The organism is Enterococcus cecorum (assembly GCF_052119425.1).
GTDB classification, from domain to species: Bacteria; Bacillota; Bacilli; order Lactobacillales; family Enterococcaceae; genus Enterococcus_E; species Enterococcus_E cecorum_C.
In genome coordinates this window covers 1-19,506 of record NZ_JBQKFH010000014.1, presented here as the reverse complement: position 1 = coordinate 19,506, position 19,506 = coordinate 1, and the positions used below count along the sequence as shown (strand labels likewise).

19 protein-coding genes are annotated in these 19,506 nt (G+C 38.1%); 5 read left to right on the top strand and 14 right to left on the bottom strand.

Features of this window, described 5'->3' with window-relative positions; translation table 11 throughout:
• Window positions 1-30: 30 nt before the first annotated feature.
• Entirely contained in the window at window positions 31-717 is a 687-nt protein-coding gene (gene gpmA / locus ACTQZM_RS05060) for a 2,3-diphosphoglycerate-dependent phosphoglycerate mutase (protein ID WP_047334675.1), read from the top strand.
• A 50-nt stretch (window positions 718-767) separates the two neighbouring features.
• Here gpmA and ACTQZM_RS05055 read toward each other — a convergent pair whose 3' ends face one another.
• From ACTQZM_RS05055 to ACTQZM_RS04995, 13 genes are all read right to left on the bottom strand, one after another.
• The gene (locus ACTQZM_RS05055; RefSeq protein ID WP_171336734.1) at window positions 768-1,955 is read right to left on the bottom strand and encodes an iron-containing alcohol dehydrogenase; all 1,188 of its coding nucleotides are present in this window, start codon (window positions 1,953-1,955) and stop codon (window positions 768-770) included.
• Between the two features lie 87 nt (window positions 1,956-2,042).
• On the bottom strand, window positions 2,043-2,750 hold the full coding sequence (deoD, locus tag ACTQZM_RS05050) for a purine-nucleoside phosphorylase (protein ID WP_047334677.1): 708 nt from the start codon (window positions 2,748-2,750) through the stop codon (window positions 2,043-2,045).
• 60 nt (window positions 2,751-2,810) lie between these two features.
• The gene (locus ACTQZM_RS05045) at window positions 2,811-3,626 is read right to left on the bottom strand and encodes a purine-nucleoside phosphorylase (protein WP_168931413.1); all 816 of its coding nucleotides are present in this window, start codon (window positions 3,624-3,626) and stop codon (window positions 2,811-2,813) included.
• Between the two features lie 24 nt (window positions 3,627-3,650).
• The gene (gene deoB, locus ACTQZM_RS05040; protein WP_441653095.1) at window positions 3,651-4,817 is read right to left on the bottom strand and encodes a phosphopentomutase; all 1,167 of its coding nucleotides are present in this window, start codon (window positions 4,815-4,817) and stop codon (window positions 3,651-3,653) included.
• 185 nt (window positions 4,818-5,002) lie between these two features.
• Complete coding sequence (locus ACTQZM_RS05035) at window positions 5,003-5,956, bottom strand: ABC transporter permease (protein ID WP_248626224.1); 954 nt, start codon at window positions 5,954-5,956, stop codon at window positions 5,003-5,005.
• Window positions 5,956-7,104 (bottom strand): ABC transporter permease, encoded by a 1,149-nt coding sequence (locus ACTQZM_RS05030; RefSeq protein ID WP_441653094.1) that lies wholly within the window; start codon window positions 7,102-7,104, stop codon window positions 5,956-5,958. The genes ACTQZM_RS05035 and ACTQZM_RS05030 overlap by 1 nt, the downstream gene beginning before the upstream one ends.
• On the bottom strand, window positions 7,097-8,638 hold the full coding sequence (locus ACTQZM_RS05025; protein WP_205247517.1) for an ABC transporter ATP-binding protein: 1,542 nt from the start codon (window positions 8,636-8,638) through the stop codon (window positions 7,097-7,099). Before ACTQZM_RS05025 ends, ACTQZM_RS05030 begins: the two co-directional genes overlap by 8 nt.
• Before the next feature lie 189 nt (window positions 8,639-8,827).
• Window positions 8,828-9,928 carry a BMP family lipoprotein gene (locus ACTQZM_RS05020; RefSeq protein ID WP_441653093.1) on the bottom strand — a complete coding sequence of 367 codons (1,101 nt, stop codon included), beginning with the start codon at window positions 9,926-9,928 and terminating at the stop codon, window positions 8,828-8,830.
• Between the two features lie 65 nt (window positions 9,929-9,993).
• Window positions 9,994-10,398, bottom strand: coding sequence for a cytidine deaminase (locus ACTQZM_RS05015; protein ID WP_016250273.1), 405 nt, complete (start codon window positions 10,396-10,398; stop codon window positions 9,994-9,996).
• Between the two features lie 12 nt (window positions 10,399-10,410).
• The gene (deoC, locus tag ACTQZM_RS05010) at window positions 10,411-11,073 is read right to left on the bottom strand and encodes a deoxyribose-phosphate aldolase (RefSeq protein ID WP_016250272.1); all 663 of its coding nucleotides are present in this window, start codon (window positions 11,071-11,073) and stop codon (window positions 10,411-10,413) included.
• 9 nt (window positions 11,074-11,082) lie between these two features.
• On the bottom strand, window positions 11,083-12,390 hold the full coding sequence (locus tag ACTQZM_RS05005; protein WP_441653092.1) for a pyrimidine-nucleoside phosphorylase: 1,308 nt from the start codon (window positions 12,388-12,390) through the stop codon (window positions 11,083-11,085).
• Between the two features lie 128 nt (window positions 12,391-12,518).
• A complete protein-coding gene (locus ACTQZM_RS05000) occupies window positions 12,519-13,538 on the bottom strand; it encodes a LacI family DNA-binding transcriptional regulator (protein ID WP_441653091.1) in 1,020 nt (339 codons plus the stop codon).
• Between the two features lie 239 nt (window positions 13,539-13,777).
• Window positions 13,778-14,374, bottom strand: a complete 597-nt coding sequence (locus ACTQZM_RS04995) for a class I SAM-dependent methyltransferase (protein WP_441653090.1) — start codon at window positions 14,372-14,374, stop codon at window positions 13,778-13,780.
• Between the two features lie 381 nt (window positions 14,375-14,755).
• Between ACTQZM_RS04995 and coaA the strand changes: the two genes are divergently transcribed.
• Both coaA and guaA read left to right on the top strand, forming a co-directional pair.
• Window positions 14,756-15,679, top strand: a complete 924-nt coding sequence (gene coaA, locus ACTQZM_RS04990; RefSeq protein WP_441653089.1) for a type I pantothenate kinase — start codon at window positions 14,756-14,758, stop codon at window positions 15,677-15,679.
• 160 nt (window positions 15,680-15,839) lie between these two features.
• Window positions 15,840-17,411, top strand: a complete 1,572-nt coding sequence (gene guaA / locus ACTQZM_RS04985) for a glutamine-hydrolyzing GMP synthase (RefSeq protein ID WP_412133164.1) — start codon at window positions 15,840-15,842, stop codon at window positions 17,409-17,411.
• Window positions 17,412-17,668: 257 nt separating this feature from the next.
• Here guaA and ACTQZM_RS04980 read toward each other — a convergent pair whose 3' ends face one another.
• Window positions 17,669-18,025 carry a hypothetical protein gene (locus ACTQZM_RS04980; RefSeq protein WP_300121270.1) on the bottom strand — a complete coding sequence of 119 codons (357 nt, stop codon included), beginning with the start codon at window positions 18,023-18,025 and terminating at the stop codon, window positions 17,669-17,671.
• Between the two features lie 527 nt (window positions 18,026-18,552).
• Here ACTQZM_RS04980 and ACTQZM_RS04975 point away from each other — a divergent pair.
• Complete coding sequence (locus ACTQZM_RS04975; RefSeq protein WP_441653088.1) at window positions 18,553-19,059, top strand: glycosyltransferase; 507 nt, start codon at window positions 18,553-18,555, stop codon at window positions 19,057-19,059.
• Window positions 19,060-19,266: 207 nt separating this feature from the next.
• A complete protein-coding gene (locus ACTQZM_RS04970) occupies window positions 19,267-19,410 on the top strand; it encodes a hypothetical protein (RefSeq protein ID WP_441653087.1) in 144 nt (47 codons plus the stop codon).
• The last annotated feature ends 96 nt before the right edge of the window (window positions 19,411-19,506 follow it).

Here is a 19,506-nt window from a genome sequence, read left to right as displayed (position 1 = left end):
TCAGAAAACCAATTTAAAGGAGAGTTTTTTATGCCAAAATTAGTTTTTTCACGTCACGGATTAAGTGAATGGAACAAATTAAACCAATTTACAGGTTGGGCTGATGTTGATTTAGCTCCAGAAGGTGTTGAAGAAGCCAAAGAAGGCGGACGTAAAATTAAAGAAGCAGGCATCGAATTTGATATTGCCTTCACTTCAGTTTTAACTCGCGCAATCAAAACATGTAACTTAATCTTAGAATACTCAGATCAATTATGGGTACCTCAAGTGAAATCATGGCGCTTAAACGAACGTCATTATGGTAAATTACAAGGCTTAAACAAAAAAGAAACAGCTGAAAAATATGGTGACGAACAAGTTCATATCTGGCGTCGTTCATATGATGTATTACCTCCATTACAAGATGCAAACGATGAAGGTTCAATCGCTGGCGACCGTCGCTATGCAATGTTAGACCCTCGTGACGTACCAGGAGGAGAAAACTTAAAAGTAACGCTAGAACGTGCTTTACCTTTCTGGCAAGATCAAATCGCACCAGCTTTATTAGATGGTAAAACTGTTTTAGTAGCTGCCCACGGTAACTCATTACGTGCTTTAGCTAAACACATCGAAGGTATTTCTGATGAAGATATCATGGACCTTGAAATCCCAACAGGTCAACCATTAGTTTATGAATTAAACGACGACTTATCAGTAGCTAAAAAATACTACTTATAATCTAAAAAAAGACAAACGCGTGAAGGCCGAAACTTTCACGCGTTTTTTTGTTAGATAAATTTTGATTTAGTTAAGCAAGCTTGATAAATCGCTACAACATCTTTGACTCCAAGTACTTCAAAAGCATCCGTCAACAAACTGCTATGATCAATTGCTTGTTGGGCCATCGCTGCAAAATCACGGTCATCTGGAATTCCGACTTCTGGCAAGGTCATTGGCACACCATTTTCTTCAAAGAAATCATACAAGGCTTGAATCCCCATCTTCGCCGCTTTCATGCTATCTGGTTCTTGAATTTGCCAAACATTGCGAGCAAAACGTTCAATCTTCGGCAAAGTTCGTTCGTTTAAGATATAGTCTAACCAACGAGGCGTCAAGATTGCTAAGCCGATACCATGCGTAATATCATAAAAAGCACTTAATTCGTGTTCCATCGCATGACAAGACCAGGCACCTTTGCGACCACTGCCTACCAAACCGTTTAAAGCTAAAGTCGAAGCCCACATTAAATTCGCCCGTGCATCATAATGCGTAGGTTCATGTAGAGCAACTGGCATGCATTGAATGACGGTTTTCATCAAGCCTTCTGCAATCGAATCTTGTACTTCGGTTCCTGGTGTTAAATTGAAGTATTGCTCCATCAAGTGACTCAAGATATCCGCCGAACCAGCTAATGTTTGATACTTACTTACTGAAAAAGTCAAACTAGGATCTAGGAATGAAACTTTCGGTAAGAAGTTTGTACCGTGAATGCCAAGTTTTTGTTTCGCATTTAAATCTGAAATGACAGCCCCTCGATTCATTTCCGTACCAGTCGCTGCTAAAGTCAAAATCGTCACCAAAGGAATTGTAGGGCCTTCATAACGACGGGATAACACCATTTCCCATGGATCTCCTTCATAAAAGACGGCACCACTAATCACCTTGGAACAATCAATAACCGATCCGCCACCTACTGCTAAAATGACATCGATTTTATGGTGTTTACAGAGCATCACACCTTCACGGACACTTTCAATTTTCGGATTTGGATCAACCCCACCTAATTCAAACATCTTTAAACCATTCTCTTTTAGCAAGGTCTTGATTTTTTCGTATAAGCCACTGCGCTTGATACTACCGCCACCGTACACCAATAAAACATTTTTGCCAAATTGATTCAATACACTAGGCAATTCGGCTAGGCGGTCTTTCCCAAAGCGAATATCGGTAGAGACATTAAAATTAAAATTTTCCATCAAGCTTCCCTCCTCCACTTATTACCTTTATTTTACCAAAACCCATGAAAAAAAGCTCTAGAAATCAATCTAGAACTTTTTTTACATTTATGCACGAATCGCTGTTTCCAAGCCGACTTTAATCATATCGTTGAAAGTTAATTGACGTTCTTCAGCCGTTGTTTCTTCGCCGGTAATAATGTGATCACTGACCGTACAAATCGCCAATGTTTTCACGTTGAATTTGGCACCTAAGTAATAAAGGGCCGCAGCTTCCATTTCTACCCCCATAACCCCTAAATCGGCAAGGGCTAAGGTTTCAGTCATATCATCTTTATAAAAACTATCTTCTGACAAGAGATTGCCGACATGGGTAGTAGTTCCCATTTCTTGCGCCACTTCATAAGCTGTTTTTAGCAAATCAAAGTTCGCGATTGGCGCAAAGTGGAAAGATTGGAAATTTTTAGCAATCATTGAAGAACTTGTCACTGCACCTTGACCTAAAACTAAGTCACGCACATGCACATCTTTAGAAATCGCACCACAAGTCCCCACACGAATCAAGGTTTTCACACCATAGGAATTGATTAACTCATGGGCATAAATCGTCGCAGAAGGCATCCCCATTCCAGTACCTTGAACTGAGATTCTTTCGCCTTTATAAGTACCCGTAAAACCTAACATTCCACGAACATTGTTATAACAAACCGGGTTCTCTAAAAAAGTTTCAGCGATATATTTGGCACGTAATGGATCGCCTGGTAATAAAATTTTATCAGCAATTTCGCCTGCTTTGGCTTCAATATGAACACTCATGAAAATTCTCCTTTAATTTTTCTAAGGTTTATCAATCAAATTGGGCTGGTCACCGTACAATTATAGTTTGGCTAATGTTTCTTTGACTAAAGATTTAAATTCTGCTTTGACACGTTCAGTGGTTTCAACGACTTCTTCATGGTTTAAATTCGCTTGCATTCCCGCAGCAAGATTCGTAATACACGAAATACCTAAAACACGTAAACCACTATGAACAGCAACAATGACTTCTGGAACTGTAGACATCCCTACTGCATCAGCGCCAGCAATTCGAGCAAAGCGCACTTCTGCAGGTGTTTCATAGGTTGGACCTGAAAATCCCATATAAACGCCTTCTTTAAGATGTAATCCCTTGCTTGCAGCCACTTCTTTAGCGACATTGCGGTAAGATTCATCATAAGCTTTAGACATATCTGGGAAGCGTGGACCCATTTCATCTTCATTTTTACCAATTAATGGATTCGCACCCATAAAATTGATATGGTCCGTAATCAACATTAAATCGCCTGGTGTAAAGCTTTCATTCACTCCACCACAGGCATTGGTCACTACTAAGGAATGAGCCTTCAAACCAGCCATCACACGTACTGGATAAGTCACAACTTGCATATTGTGTCCTTCATAATAATGGAATCGACCTTGCATCGCCAATACTTTTTTCCCTGCTAAAGTACCATAAACCAATTGTCCAGCATGTCCCACAACGGTAGAAACTGGAAAATGGGGAATATTTGCATAAGGAATGACCACTTTATCTTCAATTTCTTCGGCTAATTCGCCTAAACCAGAACCTAGAATCAAGCCAAATTCGACTTCTTGCACCCCTTGATTATGGATATATTGAATCGTTTCTGTTAATTTTTCTTGTAAAGTCATTTTTTCACCTCGAATAAGCGTTAATTATTTTAATAAACTTAAGAAGCTCTTGCCGTTTTCAGTAGCAGGTACGCCAAAGTTTTCGGCAATTGTTGCAGCAATATCTGAATAGAAACCTTGAGGAAGGGCGCCTTGTTCTTTCATGCTCTTACTAAATGCAAGTAATGGCACATATTCACGGGTATGGTCTGTTCCGCTAAAGGTTGGATCATTTCCGTGGTCAGCAGTAATTAATAATAAATCATCTTCACGCATCGCATCAACTAATTCTGGAATACGCGCATCAAATTCTTCAATGGCATTGGCATAACCTTGTACATCACGACGATGACCGAATAATGCATCAAAATCAACTAAGTTTGTAAAGCTTAAACCGTCGAAATCTTTGGCCATCACTTTCAATAATTGATCGACACCATCCATATTGCTCTTAGTACGAATCGCTTCAGTAATCCCTTGACCATTGAAAATATCATTAATCTTACCAACAGCAATCACATCTTTACCGGCATCTTTTAATGAATTTAAGACCGTATGACCAAAAGGATTTAACGCATAATCATGACGATTGCTAGTACGTGTGAAGTTACCAGGTGTACCCACATATGGACGCGCAATAATACGACCAATCATATAAGGTTCGTCACGTGTAATTTCACGAACGTACTCACAAATACGATATAATTCTTCTAATGGAATGACTTCTTCGTGAGCGGCAATTTGTAAAACTGGATCAGCTGAAGTATAAACGATTAAATCACCCGTTTCCATTTGATGTTTGCCATAATCATCAATGACTTTGGTACCTGAATATGGTAAATTGCAGACTACTTTACGTCCAGAAAAGGCTTCAATTTTATCTAATAATTCTTGTGGAAAACCATTTGGGAAGACACGGAAAGGCTTTTTGATGTTTAAGCCCATAATTTCCCAGTGACCAGTCATTGTATCTTTACCCACTGAAATTTCTTCAAGTTTTGTGGCATAACCTTGATGATTTTCAACCGCTTTGACTCCTTTTAATGGCGCGATGGTACCTAGTCCTAGATTTTCTAGATGAGGAATCGTAAGGCCAGCTACTTCAGCAATATGCCCTAAAGTATCCGCACCGACATCATTAAATTTGTCCGCATCTGGTGCTTGACCTATCCCTACAGAATCTAAAACAATTAAGTGTACACGTTTAAACATGTTATCCCTGCTTTCTATTCATTTTAAAGCCGCTTTTCGACTCTATTTACTTAATAAAATAAGGAGAACCATCAGCACATATCCGATTGTCCTCCTTAAGTTTATTCAATCTTGGTTGTGCTTACATTGTGATTATAGCAAGCTTTGAACCTCGACAAAAGGACAAATGTCTTCTTGTCATCAGATTATTTAGATTTAATATAGTTGGTACCATTGGCTTTCGGACCAGCCGCTTGACCAAAGAACGCAACCAATACGATAATCGTCAATACATAAGGCGCGATTAATAAGTAAACATCTGGAATTGAAGCAATAAACGGAATCGCCTTACCAGCAATACTTAAGTTTTGTGAGAAGCCAAAGAATAGAGCCGCTCCCATCGCACCGATTGGATTCCATTTACCGAAAATCATGGCTGCCATCGAAATGAAACCTTGACCGGCAATGGTTGTTACCGCAAAACGTCCAGCAATTGATTGGGCGAATAAAGCACCACCCATACCGCCTAAGAAACCAGAGATTAATACTCCAGCATAACGCATCGCATAAACATTAATCCCTAAAGTATCCGCTGCTTGTGGATGTTCCCCTACAGAACGTAGACGCAAACCAAATTTTGTTTTAAATACAACAAACCAAGCAACAAAAGAAATTAAAATCGCAATATAAGCAGTTAATGAGGTTTTGGCAAAGAATAATTTACCAAGTACTGGAATATCCCCTAAAACTGGAAAATGGAAATAACCAAAGAATTCTTGGATACTATCTGTTTGACCTTTATCATATAAATCTTTTACTAAAAAGACTGCTAAAGCTGGAGCCATTAAATTCATTACCGTACCACTAATGATATGATCGGCACGGAAGTTAATCGTTGCCACCGCATGTAGTAGTGAAAATAGACAACCTACTAACCCACCGACTAACAAACCAAGCCAAGGGGTTAAGTTACCAAATTTAGAAGCATAAGTTAAGTTAAAGACCACTGAACTAAAGGCCCCCATAACCATGATACCTTCCAAACCAACGTTAACAATCCCACTTCGTTCAGAGAAAACGCCACCTAGCGCAGTCAAAATTAACGGAGCTGCATAAATCAATGTTTGCGTGATAATTGTAGCAATTGCATCTAGATTCATTAGATGGTCCCTCCTTCTTGACTTTCTTCATTTGGTTTTGAATCTTTTTCAACTTTAACGGTTGCGGCCTTTTTACCAGTAAATTTAGCCAAAATATAACGAATGACAAAGCTAATACCAACAAAGAAGATGATAATTGCAATATCAATATTCACTAACTCAGATGGAATACCGACAACTTGCATCCCTTGACCACCTAGTTGTAAGACACTAAATAGTAAAGCAGCAGCAAAGATACCAATAGAGCTACCATTGCCAAGAAGTGAGACCGCCATCCCATCAAAACCAATGGCTAGTGAAGCACTTTGAGAAGTAAAGTTTTCAAAGGTACCTAAACCTAAGACAACACCACCCATACCTGCTAAAGCACCGGAAATGACCATTGAAACGATGATTGTACGTTTACTTGACATACCAGCATATTCAGAAGCATATGGGTTCAAACCAACGGCGCGGATTTCATAACCTAGAGTGGTTTTCTTCATGACAAACCAAACTACAATCAAAGCAATGATACCGAAGAAAATACCTAAGTTTAATCGAGAATTATTCGTTAAATCAGCTAACCAAGGTGTTTGTAAAGAAGCACTCTTGCTAATGGATACCGTCATCCCTTTACTTTGAATAATCTTTGGACTCATCACATTATTGACAATATGATTTCCGATATGAAGTAAAATATAATTCATCATAATAGTTACAATAACTTCACTCGTACCAAAGAAAGCTCGTAAAAATCCAGGAATCGCCCCGGCAATCGCACCCGCCAATACCCCAGCGATAATTGCAATAGATAACACCACCAAACGCGGCGCATCAGGCATGGATAAAGCAATCCAAATACTGGTCACCCAACCACATAAGGCTTGTCCAGACAAACCGATATTGAAGAAACCAGCTGTATTAGCAATCGCAAAACCTAGAGCTGTAAAAATTAGCGGTGCTGCCGATACAAAGATTTCACCGATATTACGCGGATTAATTTCGCCCGTTAATGGATTTAAGAAGGCTGTTTTAAACATTTGTCCGTAACCTTCAATCGGATTAAACCCAAATCCTACCATAATCAAACCACCTAGAATAAAACCTAGGATAACAGCGATAATCGGCACAATGATATTTTGAATTCTTTCTGATTTATTATGCATTTGCCTCACCTACCCCGCTATTTGCTAATTCTTTTCTGGCCTCTTCTAATGAATAACCTGCCATCAATAGACCTAATTCTTGTTCATTGGTTTCTTTTGGATCCACTATTCCAACAATTTTACCACCATGAATAACAGCGATTCGGTCAGATACATTTAAGATTTCATCTAATTCAAAACTGATTAATAAGACAGCTTTCATCTTATCGCGTTGATCAATCAAACGTTTGTGGATAAACTCAATTGCCCCAACGTCCAAACCACGCGTAGGATTTGCAACAATCAACAAATCAGGATCACGGCTAACTTCACGGGCGATAATCGCTTTTTGTTGGTTCCCACCTGATAAAGCTTTAGCCGGAACGATTTCACTTGCAGCTCGCACGTCAAATTCTTGCATTAAATCACGCGCATGCTCATTGATTTCATTGTAATTTAAAATACCGTTTTTACTTAATGGATCCGTAAAGTAAGTTTGTAGGGCGATATTTTCTGCCAAAGTCATATCCAATACTAAACCATATTTATGACGGTCTTCAGGGACATGTCCTACACCTTCTAAAGTAATTTTACGTGGGCGTTGGTTGGTAATATCATCCCCATTTAATGTCACTTTACCACTTTCGACTTTACGCAAACCAGTTAAAGCCTGAACTAATTCGGATTGTCCATTCCCATCAATTCCGGCAATCCCTAACACTTCACCGGCACGAACTTCAAGCGATAGACCTTTCACTGCTTCTAAGCCACGGTTTTCTTTAACCACCAAATCTTGCACAGACAAGACCACTTCTTGTGGATTTGCATCCTTTTTAGGGGTTTTGAAAGATACCGCACGTCCTACCATCATGTCCGCTAATTGTTGACTGGTTACATCTTTGACATCCACTGTACCGATATATTTACCGCGACGAATAACGGTACAACGATCGGCAACTGCTTTAATTTCATCTAATTTATGGGTAATTAAGATGATTGACTTTCCTTCTTTAATTAATTCTTTCATAATCATAATAAGTTCTTCAATTTCTTGAGGAGTCAATACTGCAGTTGGTTCGTCAAAAATTAAGACATCGGCACCACGATAAAGTGTTTTTAAAATTTCAACACGTTGTTGCATCCCAACTGAAATATCACGAACATAAGCATCTGGATCGACTTGTAACCCATATTGTTCAGAGATTTTGACAATTTCTTCTTTCGCTTTTTTACGATCTAAGACACCCAAATGACTAATTTCGCTACCTAACATAATATTTTCAGTTACGGTAAACGCATCTACTAACATGAAATGCTGGTGAACCATTCCAATTCCTAATTTATTAGCAGTTGTAGGGCTTGTAATCTGTACCACTTCTCCATTTAAGAGAATATCTCCAGAAGTTGGTTGCAAAAGTCCGGCCAACATATTCATCATAGTTGACTTACCCGCACCATTTTCTCCAAGCAAGGCATGAATTTCTCCACGACGTACTTGTAGATTTACTTGATCATTTGCTACAAAGCTACCAAAAATTTTGGTTACATTTCGCATCTCAACGACATTTTCAAATCCTTGAGTCAACTTCCTTCACTTCCTTACTTATAAACATGATGCATCAACATTTTTTGTGAAAAATCAATTCCCACAATTAAAGAGATTAACTTAGTCTCCTTAATTGTAACCTTGATAGAAACTGTGACCTTATCGCAATGGATAAGATCACAGAATACTTACTTTTGATTATTTGCTAGGTTTTTCTGGTACTTCTACTTTATTGTCTAAGATATCTTTCTTCGCTGATTCAACTTGTTTCTTAGCTTCATCACTTAAGAAACCATCTGTTAAATCAACACCACCATCTTTAAGACCGTATACTAAGTGTTTACCACCAGGGAATTTACCATCAGCAGCTTTTTGAGAAATATCGGCAACCGCAGCACCTACACCTTTAAGTGTTGAGCAAAGAGTTAAGTTAGCATCTTTACCATCTTTAGTCTTGAAGGCACCTTCTGCTTGTTGGTCGCTATCTACACCAATAACCCAAACTTGTTTGTCTTTTAATTCTGCTTCAGTTAATTGTTCATCAATTGCTTTAGCTTCTTGGAATACCCCTTGACCAGTACCACCTGAAGCATGGAAGATGATGTCTGCGCCACCTTCAAAGATTTGAGCAGCAACAGCTCTACCTTTTGCAGGATCACCAAATGAACCAGCATATTGTACATCAACTGTAATTGTCTTACCTAATTTCTTAGCAGTTTCTTCTACACCCTTCACGAAACCAGCTTCAAAGCGGTCAATAACAACCCCTTCTTCACCACCGATGAAACCTACTTTATTTGTCTTAGTCGTAGCAGCCGCAGCAGCACCAGCTAAGTAAGAAGCTTCATTATCTTTGAATGTAGCAGATACTACATTCTTTTTACCTTCGATGACTGAGTCAATGATACCAAAGTTGTAATCTTTGTTTTGATCTGCAGCTTTTTCTATTTCAGGTTGTAGTTTGAAACCAATACCGAAGATTGTCTTGAAGCCATTTTGTACAGCAGAGTTAAGGTTAGTAGCATAAGCTGATTCTTTGTCAGATTGGAAATAGTTATAGCCACCTACACCTTTTTTCATGCCGTTTTCTTTACCCCAAGCTTGTAATCCTTCCCAAGCTGATTGGTTAAATGAACGGTCATCAACCCCACCGACGTCAGTAACAATTGCTACACTCTTGTTGTCTTTGGCAGCGTCTTTTTTCGCGCCGTCATTTGATTTGTTTGAGCCACATGCAGCTAACACTAATGTACTAGTTAAAGCAACTGTAGCTAAACTGAATAATTTTGCTTTTTTCATTTCTGTAAAGCCCCCTAAATTAGATAAGTCTTATATGTTATCAGCCATATGCTGGATAACCGTAATCAATGTACATGTAAATCTTGGTTGGAAAAAGAGTAAGGTAATAATTCTTCCACCGTTGTTTCTTTGATGACACCTTCATCGCCTATTAATGTGACCGGCATATCCGGTGTACAAAATTCTGCCATCACTTGACGACAAGCCCCACAAGGAGAGATTGGTTCAGGTGTATGGCCAGCAATCACCAAATGGCTAAAGTTGCGTTTTCCTTCTGAGACTGCCTTAAAGAATGCAGTTCTTTCGGCACAGTTTGTTAAGCCGTAAGAAGCATTTTCGATATTAATTCCTTGATAAAGTGTGCCATCTTCACAGACAAGACACGCCCCTACTGGAAAGTGAGAATAAGGGACATAGGCTTTATCAAGGGCTTGCGTTGCTAAATCAATCCATTCTTGTTTAGCTTTCATAGATACACCTTCTTAATAGCCAGTTCCTTTTTCACCAGCAATAATTGCCATACTTGCACTTACACCAAGACGTGTTGCCCCAGCATCAAGCATACTTTGTGCTTCTTGTGCTGTATGGATACCGCCAGAAGCTTTGACACCCATATCTGAACCAACTGTTTGGCGCATTAATGCAACGTCTTTTGCTTTTGCTCCGCTTGTTGAAAAACCTGTTGAAGTTTTTACGAAATCAGCCCCAGCTTTTTGGGCTAATTGACAAGCTTTGACGATTTCTTCATCGGTAAGTAAAGCTGTTTCGATAATCACTTTGACTAAAGCTTTATCTTTGGCTGCATCCACGACTGCTTGAATATCGTTTAAGACAAGTTCTTCATTGCCATCGCGCAAAGCCCCAATATTAATAACCATATCCACTTCATCTGCCCCATTATTGATGGCATCTGTTGTTTCAAAGGCTTTCACTGCCGTAGTATTGGCACCTAAAGGGAAACCAATGACTGTGCAGACTTTTACATCACTATCAGCTAGTTCTTTAGCTGCTAAACTCACCCAAGTTGGGTTAATACATACAGAGCAAAAATGATTTTCTTTTGCTTCTTTAATGATGCGTAATACATCTTCTTTTTTTGTTTCTGCTTTTAAAATTGTATGATCGATATATTGATTAAATGACATGATAGACTCCTATTCTGTAATAATTCCATGGATTAATGGTGGTTCTTGCCCTGATGGACCAATTTCAATGTTTTGATACAACAACGCCACCACATCTTGAATTTCTTCTGCTGGTTGATTTGCATAAATCGTTAGGACACTTTCACCTTCTTGAATGGTCTCACCGACTTTTTTACGTAATTTCAATCCAACCGCAAAGTCGATTGTATCTTCTTTCGTTTTGCGACCAGCACCTAACATCATGGCTGCAATGCCTAACTCGTTGGCTACTAATTTCGTAATCACACCACTTTGTTTGGCTGGCAGTTCAATTTCATATTTAGCTGTTAATAGTTTTTCTGGGTGATCAATGACACTCACATCGCCACCTTGATTGGCAACCATTTCTTTAAACTTAGCAAAAGCTTTACCTGAATGTAGCGCTTCTTCCAACATTTCCCGTGCTTGTTCCAAAGTATCAGCTTTTTTCGCTAATACAACCATTTGGCTTCCTAAAACATAGCACATTTCTTCTAAGTCTTTCGGTCCTTTACCCTGGAGCGTTTCAATTGCTTCGACTACTTCTAAGCTATTACCGATTGCTTCTCCCAGAGGTTGTGACATATCAGAAATCACCGCCATCGTTTGACGATTTGCTAGTTTACCGATTTGAACCATGGTAGAAGCTAGGCGTTTGGCATCTTCTATATTTTTCATAAAAGCGCCGTCTCCAGTCGTGACATCTAAAACAATCGCATCGGCTCCAGCAGCAATCTTCTTACTCATAATCGAGCTAGCAATCAATGGAATAGAATCAACTGTTGCTGTCACATCACGTAAAGCATATAACTTTTTATCGGCTGGGGCTAAATTCCCAGACTGACCGATAACTGCTACTTTACTCTCATTGACTAGTTCCACAAACTTATCTTCACTTAATTCGATTTGAAAACCTGGAATGGCCTCTAATTTATCAAGCGTGCCTCCAGTATAGCCCAAACCACGACCAGACATCTTAGCGACAGGCACACCGACACTGGCTACTAAAGGCGCCAATACTAAAGTTGTGGTATCACCCACCCCTCCTGTAGAATGCTTGTCCACTTTTATTCCTTCGATATTTTCTAGATTCACGACATCTCCAGAATTTGCCATCGCCAGGGTTAAATCTGTAATCTCTTGGTCCGTCATATCCTGGTAAAAAATTGCCATCGTCAACGCACTCATTTGATAATCCGGAATTTCACCGTTCGTATAACCAGTGACAATCCACTCAATCTCTTCTTTTGATAAAGACTGGCCATCACGCTTTTTGGCAATTAAATCAACCATTCGCATAAATTCTCCGCCCTTTCACAATACTTTATTATACATCAAAAAGAACAAGGCTTCATCCACCTGAGTAAAACAGTTTACGTATTTTAACAAAAACATGAAAGCCTTTGCAAACTTAATATAGCTCACTTTTATTCTTTTGTCAACGGACGGACGCTCTCACGAATTATTAATTTAGTATTAAAAACTTTATTAGGGATTTCTCGCTCAGGATATTCAATCGCATCGACTAAAAATTTCGCAGCAGTATATCCAATTTCAAAAATAGGTTGGGCGATTGTTGTTAACGGCGGTACCATCGATTCAGTCAGGCTCATACCATCAAATCCAACCACGGAAATATCTTCTGGAACTTTCTTGCCCAACTCGTACAAAGCTTGGTAACAGCCCATCGCCATTGCATCATTCGCACAAAAGATTGCAGTTAATTCATTATCTTGAGCCATCAATTGTTTTGTTGCTAAATAGCCCCCACGAACTGTTAACTCACCAGCAACGGTACGATTTTTATGAAACGGAATATTCAAATCTTTCAAAGCATCCTTATAACCATTCAAACGTTCTTCTAATTGATAATACCCCGTTTGTTCTTGTAACATGCCGATTTTTTGATGCCCTTGTTGTGATAAATATACAATCGTCTGATAACAAGCCTCATATTCTTTAATAATTATACGACCATGGTCACGTTGATTAATCCCTCTATCAATCAAAATCAGCGGCATTTGATCACGATAACGATTATTTTTTCGAAGTTCTTCAGGAATTAAATTTGGCGTTGCTAATAACACACCATCTACTGAACGATGCGCTAACTCATCTAAAAATTTAATTTCTTTGTCCGGATCTTGCTGACTGTGACACAACACCAACATATATCCTAAAGGGTCTAAATAACTTTCCGCTCCTTCAACAATCTTGGTAAAAAAGAGGTCAGTCACTTCAGGAACAATCATCCCAATTGTTTTTGAATGACGATTGATTAAATTGGAAGCAAAAAAATCTGGCTTGTATTGATATTCATTAACAATATCTAAAACGCGCTTCCTTGTTTCCTCACTAAAACGACTACCTTTATTATTTAATATTTGCGAAACAGTTGTAATTGATACTCCTGCCATTTCAGCAATTTGTCGAATGGTCAGCTTCATCCCCATTCCTCCTATCAATAAAATTGTAGCAAAAAGAACAAAAATTTCCCATAAATCTTTTATAGTATTTTTAACTAAAATGAGAAATATTCGGTTTTTCTCTGAGAATGTTCGTGTTTTTATGTGCTTTTTATGAGAAAACGTTCTATTTCTCACTAAAATTTTAAACGCTTACAATTGTAACTGCTAACAATGACCCTTTTTGTATCATTATTAGCTCGAAAAAAAAAACATTTATCTTATTTCATGCTTTGGATAATGTAATAACCCTTATCCTTCTTTAAAATTTCTGCATTTCCAAAAACTTCTTGCATTTTCTTTTGGGCACTCGGCGCTCCTTGCTTTTTCTGAATAACGACGGTCAAAGTTCCTCCAGGCAATAGCAAGTCATAACTATCCGTCAAAATTGCATGTACCACTTTTTTTCCTGCTCGAATAGGTGGATTACTAATGATTGCTGCATACTGCTTTTGATGGATATCTTCATAGATATTTGACAAATGAATATCTACATTATCAATTTGGTTTTGAATTGCATTTTTTCGTGCTAATTCTAAAGCTCGTTCATTAACATCAACCATTTCTACTTCTCGATTTGATGCGTATGCTAAAGATAAACCAATTGGACCATAACCACAGCCCACATCTAATAACGGTCCTGATGGTAAATTTTCGGCACTAAATGTATCGATTAATACCCGTGAACCATAGTCAATCGTGGCTTTTGAAAAAACACCACTATCCGTCGTAAACTTAAATTGCTTTCCTTTTAATGTAAAAGTAAAGTTTTGAAATTCGTGTCCTAAATTTGTATTGTTACTATAATAATGATTCATTCATCTATTCCTATCTGTTTGATTTATTCGTAAGCTGTGAATCTTCCCATCATCCGCTCGTCGCTACCCGAGCCGCTTCACAACCTTTTCCTCGGTGTTCGAAGGGTAGCTACATCGCATCTAAGCCGGCCTGCCTAGGAAAATCTTAATACGCGATGGATTTTCCTGTCATTCCGGACAACCTTAGCTGCTTGTAGCTAATCAACCCTTCTCACAACCTTTTCCTCTTTTATCATACTAGACTTTTGTGTAAAATACAAAATTTTCAAAAGACCATGTAAAGTTATTTTCTTTCATATATTGGTAAGTAATTTTCATATCATCTTGGCTTATTTTATGGTAAACTGAAGTCTGTAATCTTATTTGAATCGAGGGTGTTCAATGGAAAATTTATCCAACTATTATCAAGTTCCTCGTGAACAATGGCAAGGATTTTACACAAATGGCAAAATGTCCTTGACCCAAAGCGAATTAGATAATATCAAAAGTTTAAACGATCGAATTTCAATGCAGGATGTAGAAGATGTCTATATCCCACTTTGTCATTTAATTCAATTATATATGCAAGCTGCTGAGTCCATTGCGTTAACCAAGGGCTTATTTTTACATCGCTATGTGAAAACGCCACCTTTTATTATCGGAATTGCCGGAAGTGTGGCTGTCGGTAAAAGCACCACCGCAAGATTACTTCAGCATTTATTAAGCAAACTATTTCCGAGAAAAAGCGTCCAATTGATTACGACTGATGGCTTCTTACATCCAAATAAAGTCTTAATCGAAAAAGGGATTCTTAATCGTAAAGGCTTCCCTGAAAGCTATGATATGGTCCGTTTACTTGACTTTTTAAATCGCGTAAAATCCGGTGAGAAAAATATCAAAATTCCAACCTATTCCCATGAAGTATATGATGTATTGGAAAATGAATATCAAACCATTCACCAACCAGATATCCTAATTGTTGAAGGTATTAACACACTACAATTGCCAGCTAATCAACAAATTTATGTGAGCGATTTCTTTGATTTTTCGATTTATGTCGATGCGCATCCAAAATTAATCGAAAAATGGTATCTCGAACGCTTTGAGTCCTTATTAGATTCAGCTTTCCAAAAACCAAATAACTACTATTATAAGTTTGCTATCGGGGATCGTAAGGAAGCTTTAGATACCGCCCATCATATTTGGGAAACGATTAATTTAAAAAACCTCAAAGAATATATTCTACCAACCAAAAATCGTGCTGATATCATTTTGCACAAAACAGATAATCACGAAATCGATCAACTCTATTTGAAGAAATACTAACAGACCGACATTTCTTACTATTTGAAGTAAATTTTTGATGAGAATTCTAGGAAATTTTCAGAAATACTTGTAAAATCTAGTCAAAGCGATTAATATTAGTACTTAATAGAAAGCTTTTGAACAAAAAGGCCGGATATTAAATCAATAGAATAAGGGGTATATGATTTTGAAGAATGTTGACAATTTGCCAAACGTTGAAAAAATTATTGTACTAGACTATGGTAGCCAGTACAATCAATTAATTACACGTCGTATTCGTGAATTTGGCGTCTTTTCTGAATTGCTAAGCCACAAAATCACTGCTGAAGAAGTCAAAGCCATCAATCCTAAAGGTATTATTCTTTCAGGTGGACCAAACAGTGTGTACGATGACTCTGCTTTTGGTATCGATGAAGAGATTTTCAACTTAGGAATTCCAGTCTTAGGGATTTGCTACGGGATGCAACTAATCACACATAAATTAGGTGGTAAAGTTGAACCCGCTGTAAACAAAGAGTACGGAAAAGCTGAATTAGAAGTCACTACAAAAGAAGCACAACTATTTGCTAGCACACCAGAAAAACAAGTTGTCTGGATGAGTCATGGAGATTTAGTGACCCAAGCACCTGAGGGATTTGAAGTCGTCGCTACAAGTAAAGATTGCCCAATTGCATCTATTCAAAATGCACAACGTAAAATGTATGGTGTACAATTCCACCCAGAAGTTCGTCACTCAGAATACGGTAATGATTTACTAAAACACTTTGCTTTAGAAATCTGTGGATGTAAAGGCGATTGGAGCATGGAAAACTTCATTGATATGCAAATTGCCAATATTAGAAAACAAGTCGGCGATAAAAAAGTCCTACTAGGTTTATCTGGTGGTGTGGACTCAAGTGTCGTTGGGGTGTTACTACAAAAAGCAATTGGCGATCAGTTAACCTGTATCTTTGTTGATCATGGCCTATTACGTAAAAATGAAGCGGACCAAGTCATGGAAAGTCTTGGCGGCAAATTTGGCTTGAACATCATTAAAGTAGATGCCAAAGACCGCTTCTTAGATAAATTAGCTGGCGTGAGTGATCCTGAGCAAAAACGTAAAATTATCGGGAATGAATTTGTTTATGTGTTTGATGATGAAGCCGCAAAACTTGCTGGTGAACAAGGAATTTCTTTCTTAGCACAAGGCACACTTTATACCGACGTCATCGAATCAGGAACCGAAACTGCCCAAACAATCAAGTCACACCACAATGTAGGTGGACTACCTGAAGATATGCAATTTGAATTAATCGAACCATTAAACACTTTGTTCAAAGATGAAGTGCGCGCATTAGGTACACAGCTTGGTATGCCAGATAGTATCGTTTGGCGTCAACCATTCCCAGGCCCTGGTCTAGGAATCCGTGTCCTTGGCGAAATCACAGAAGAAAAATTAGAAATCGTCCGCGAATCTGATGCTATCTTACGTGAAGAAATTGCTGCAGCTGGTCTTGACCGCGATATTTGGCAATACTTCACAGTTTTACCGGGCATCCGTTCAGTCGGTGTGATGGGTGATGGCCGTACTTACGATTACACAGTGGGTATCCGCGCGGTGACTTCAATCGATGGCATGACTGCTGACTTTGCCCGTATTCCATGGGATGTTTTACAAAAAATCTCTGTACGAATCGTTAATGAAGTCGCTCATGTCAACCGCATCGTGTATGATATCACTTCTAAACCACCTGCAACTGTTGAGTGGGAATAAGAGAAAAGAGTCTAGAATCCTTTATTTATAAGGAGTCTAGGCTCTTTTTGTATTATGCAACCAATATGAATTAACTTAATACCATCTATTATCTCTGTATTCAGGAGTAATAAACGAATCTTGCTAAAATGCATATCATTCGTTATTCTCATTTCTTATTTCTACTACATTAGGGTACTTCTCTATTTGATTAATTACGCCTGTATGTGTATTGCGTACAAATATGACGTCACTAACAATGGGTATTAAATCAATTCTCAATCGTCCCATATATTTTCCAAACAATTTGGACACTGATAATGAATGTCTGATTTTATTACATAATTTTCCACTTGAAATAATTTGATAATTTTTTTCAAAACTTTCTCATCTGAAAGATAGCACTTATCTATATAGATAATACTTTGATTGTTTCGTTCATCAAAAATAACTCTTCCTCGGGGTACATTAATATAATCATCTGTATCAAACTTAAAAATAAGCGAGTCGAACAGCTCCCAATGATCGCTATTACTATCATATAGCCCATTTAAAAACCTTCCTTTTTTATACGGTATATGATTTGCGATAATTTCACCATTACTACAAATAAAAAAAATTCCTATTCTATTCATTGCGCCATGTCCTCCTGTATGACTAATTATATCACTCATTTTTATTTGCAACCAATACTAGCAAATTTTATTATTGTTTATACTAGTCAAAACCGCTTAATTACATCAAATCAAGCCTTATGAATTGTTAATTACATAGAGTGGAAATAATACAAAAGAGCTTAGAATTCTTTATTTATAAGGGGGCTAGGCTCTTTTTTAGTTTCTCCTATTTTTCTACTCTTTAAGATCGTACTTTGAAAGAAAGAAAATACATTCACGCAATTAGTCTGTTGATGAATCTAAGAATATCGGGAAGGATGAATGTTGATGAGAAGAGTAATTGCCCTAGCCGCGAACTATGGCTATTTAGACAAGGTTGAGACGACTTTGAAATCCATTTTTTAACATACACCAAATGCTGAAGTCTACCTCGCTAATATGGATATCCCACAAGAATGGTTTATCGCTATTAATGAAAAGTTGGCAACCATCGACAGTAAACTTTATGATTTGAAATAGACTTAAACGAACTTGAAATTGGTAAGGTGAACTTTGACCATATCAATGATTACTCCTATGTTCGACTTTACTTACCGCGCTTGATTGAAGCAGATCGAATTTTATACCTAGATAGCGATATTATCGTCAATGGTAATTTAACTCCTTTTTTAGATTTAGCACTTGAAGACGGTGCGACTTTAGATATCAAACATATGAAGGCCTACAATTCTGAGGTGATATTAATCGATTGCGCGCAGTGGCAACAATATCATTTAGAGGAAGCTTGCTACCAAATTATACGCCAAGAAAGCCAAATTACCAACGGCGACCAAAACGTGATTAACTTAGCTTGTCGCGATTATGTCCAAGAATTACCGACTTACTATAATTATCAAGTCGGCTATGATATGACTGCTAGTTACGGCCGAATGAAACCGCTATTTGAAGAATTATTAGACGACCAAGCTCTTATCATCCACTTTTTAACACCAGATAAGTCCTGGAATCATTTGGCCGACAGCGAGAATTATGGTGGACCTATCGCAACTTAGAATGGAGCGAAGTCGTTAGCAAATCCGAAGTTAATATCAAACAAAGTACCCTTGATTTTCACTCGGTCCGATCAACTTGACCCACTCGAACAACTGATTACCACTCTGCCAGAAGCTCAGTTTATCATCGCTGCCTTTACTGAAGTTAGCAGTAAAATCAAACAGCTGCCGCAATACCCTAATGTTTGGGTGCAATATGCCACAACGATGGATCGCCTGTTAGCCACGGCACAGAACGCACAACTCTTTTTAGACCTGAGTGATCCGATTGACGAAGATGTCCAATCTCAACTACAAGCGTTAGGTAAACCTTTTTTAGCCATCAGACGTCCTGACGTAAGCGTCCAATAACAAGGTGTATCGCATCTATCTAGTCCTCCAGTTATACTGTATTCAAACAGAAGATTGGAGGTTTTTTATGATGAAACAACCCATTGTCCCTCTAGC

Coding starts and splice junctions, on each gene's coding strand:
- ACTQZM_RS04980 (WP_300121270.1), bottom strand. CDS start 18,025: ATGAATAGAATAGGAATTTTTTTTATTTGTAGTAATGGTGAAATTATC.
- deoC (WP_016250272.1), bottom strand. CDS start 11,073: ATGTCATTTAATCAATATATCGATCATACAATTTTAAAAGCAGAAACA.
- ACTQZM_RS05005 (WP_441653092.1), bottom strand. CDS start 12,390: ATGCGAATGGTTGATTTAATTGCCAAAAAGCGTGATGGCCAGTCTTTA.
- ACTQZM_RS05015 (WP_016250273.1), bottom strand. CDS start 10,398: ATGAAAGCTAAACAAGAATGGATTGATTTAGCAACGCAAGCCCTTGAT.
- gpmA (WP_047334675.1), top strand. CDS start 31: ATGCCAAAATTAGTTTTTTCACGTCACGGATTAAGTGAATGGAACAAA.
- ACTQZM_RS05020 (WP_441653093.1), bottom strand. CDS start 9,928: ATGAAAAAAGCAAAATTATTCAGTTTAGCTACAGTTGCTTTAACTAGT.
- guaA (WP_412133164.1), top strand. CDS start 15,840: ATGATTTTGAAGAATGTTGACAATTTGCCAAACGTTGAAAAAATTATT.
- ACTQZM_RS05035 (WP_248626224.1), bottom strand. CDS start 5,956: ATGAATCTAGATGCAATTGCTACAATTATCACGCAAACATTGATTTAT.
- ACTQZM_RS04995 (WP_441653090.1), bottom strand. CDS start 14,374: ATGAATCATTATTATAGTAACAATACAAATTTAGGACACGAATTTCAA.
- ACTQZM_RS04970 (WP_441653087.1), top strand. CDS start 19,267: ATGGATCGCCTGTTAGCCACGGCACAGAACGCACAACTCTTTTTAGAC.
- ACTQZM_RS05025 (WP_205247517.1), bottom strand. CDS start 8,638: ATGCGAAATGTAACCAAAATTTTTGGTAGCTTTGTAGCAAATGATCAA.
- ACTQZM_RS05045 (WP_168931413.1), bottom strand. CDS start 3,626: ATGACTTTACAAGAAAAATTAACAGAAACGATTCAATATATCCATAAT.
- ACTQZM_RS05030 (WP_441653094.1), bottom strand. CDS start 7,104: ATGCATAATAAATCAGAAAGAATTCAAAATATCATTGTGCCGATTATC.
- ACTQZM_RS05055 (WP_171336734.1), bottom strand. CDS start 1,955: ATGGAAAATTTTAATTTTAATGTCTCTACCGATATTCGCTTTGGGAAA.
- ACTQZM_RS05000 (WP_441653091.1), bottom strand. CDS start 13,538: ATGAAGCTGACCATTCGACAAATTGCTGAAATGGCAGGAGTATCAATT.
- deoD (WP_047334677.1), bottom strand. CDS start 2,750: ATGAGTGTTCATATTGAAGCCAAAGCAGGCGAAATTGCTGATAAAATT.
- deoB (WP_441653095.1), bottom strand. CDS start 4,817: ATGTTTAAACGTGTACACTTAATTGTTTTAGATTCTGTAGGGATAGGT.
- coaA (WP_441653089.1), top strand. CDS start 14,756: ATGGAAAATTTATCCAACTATTATCAAGTTCCTCGTGAACAATGGCAA.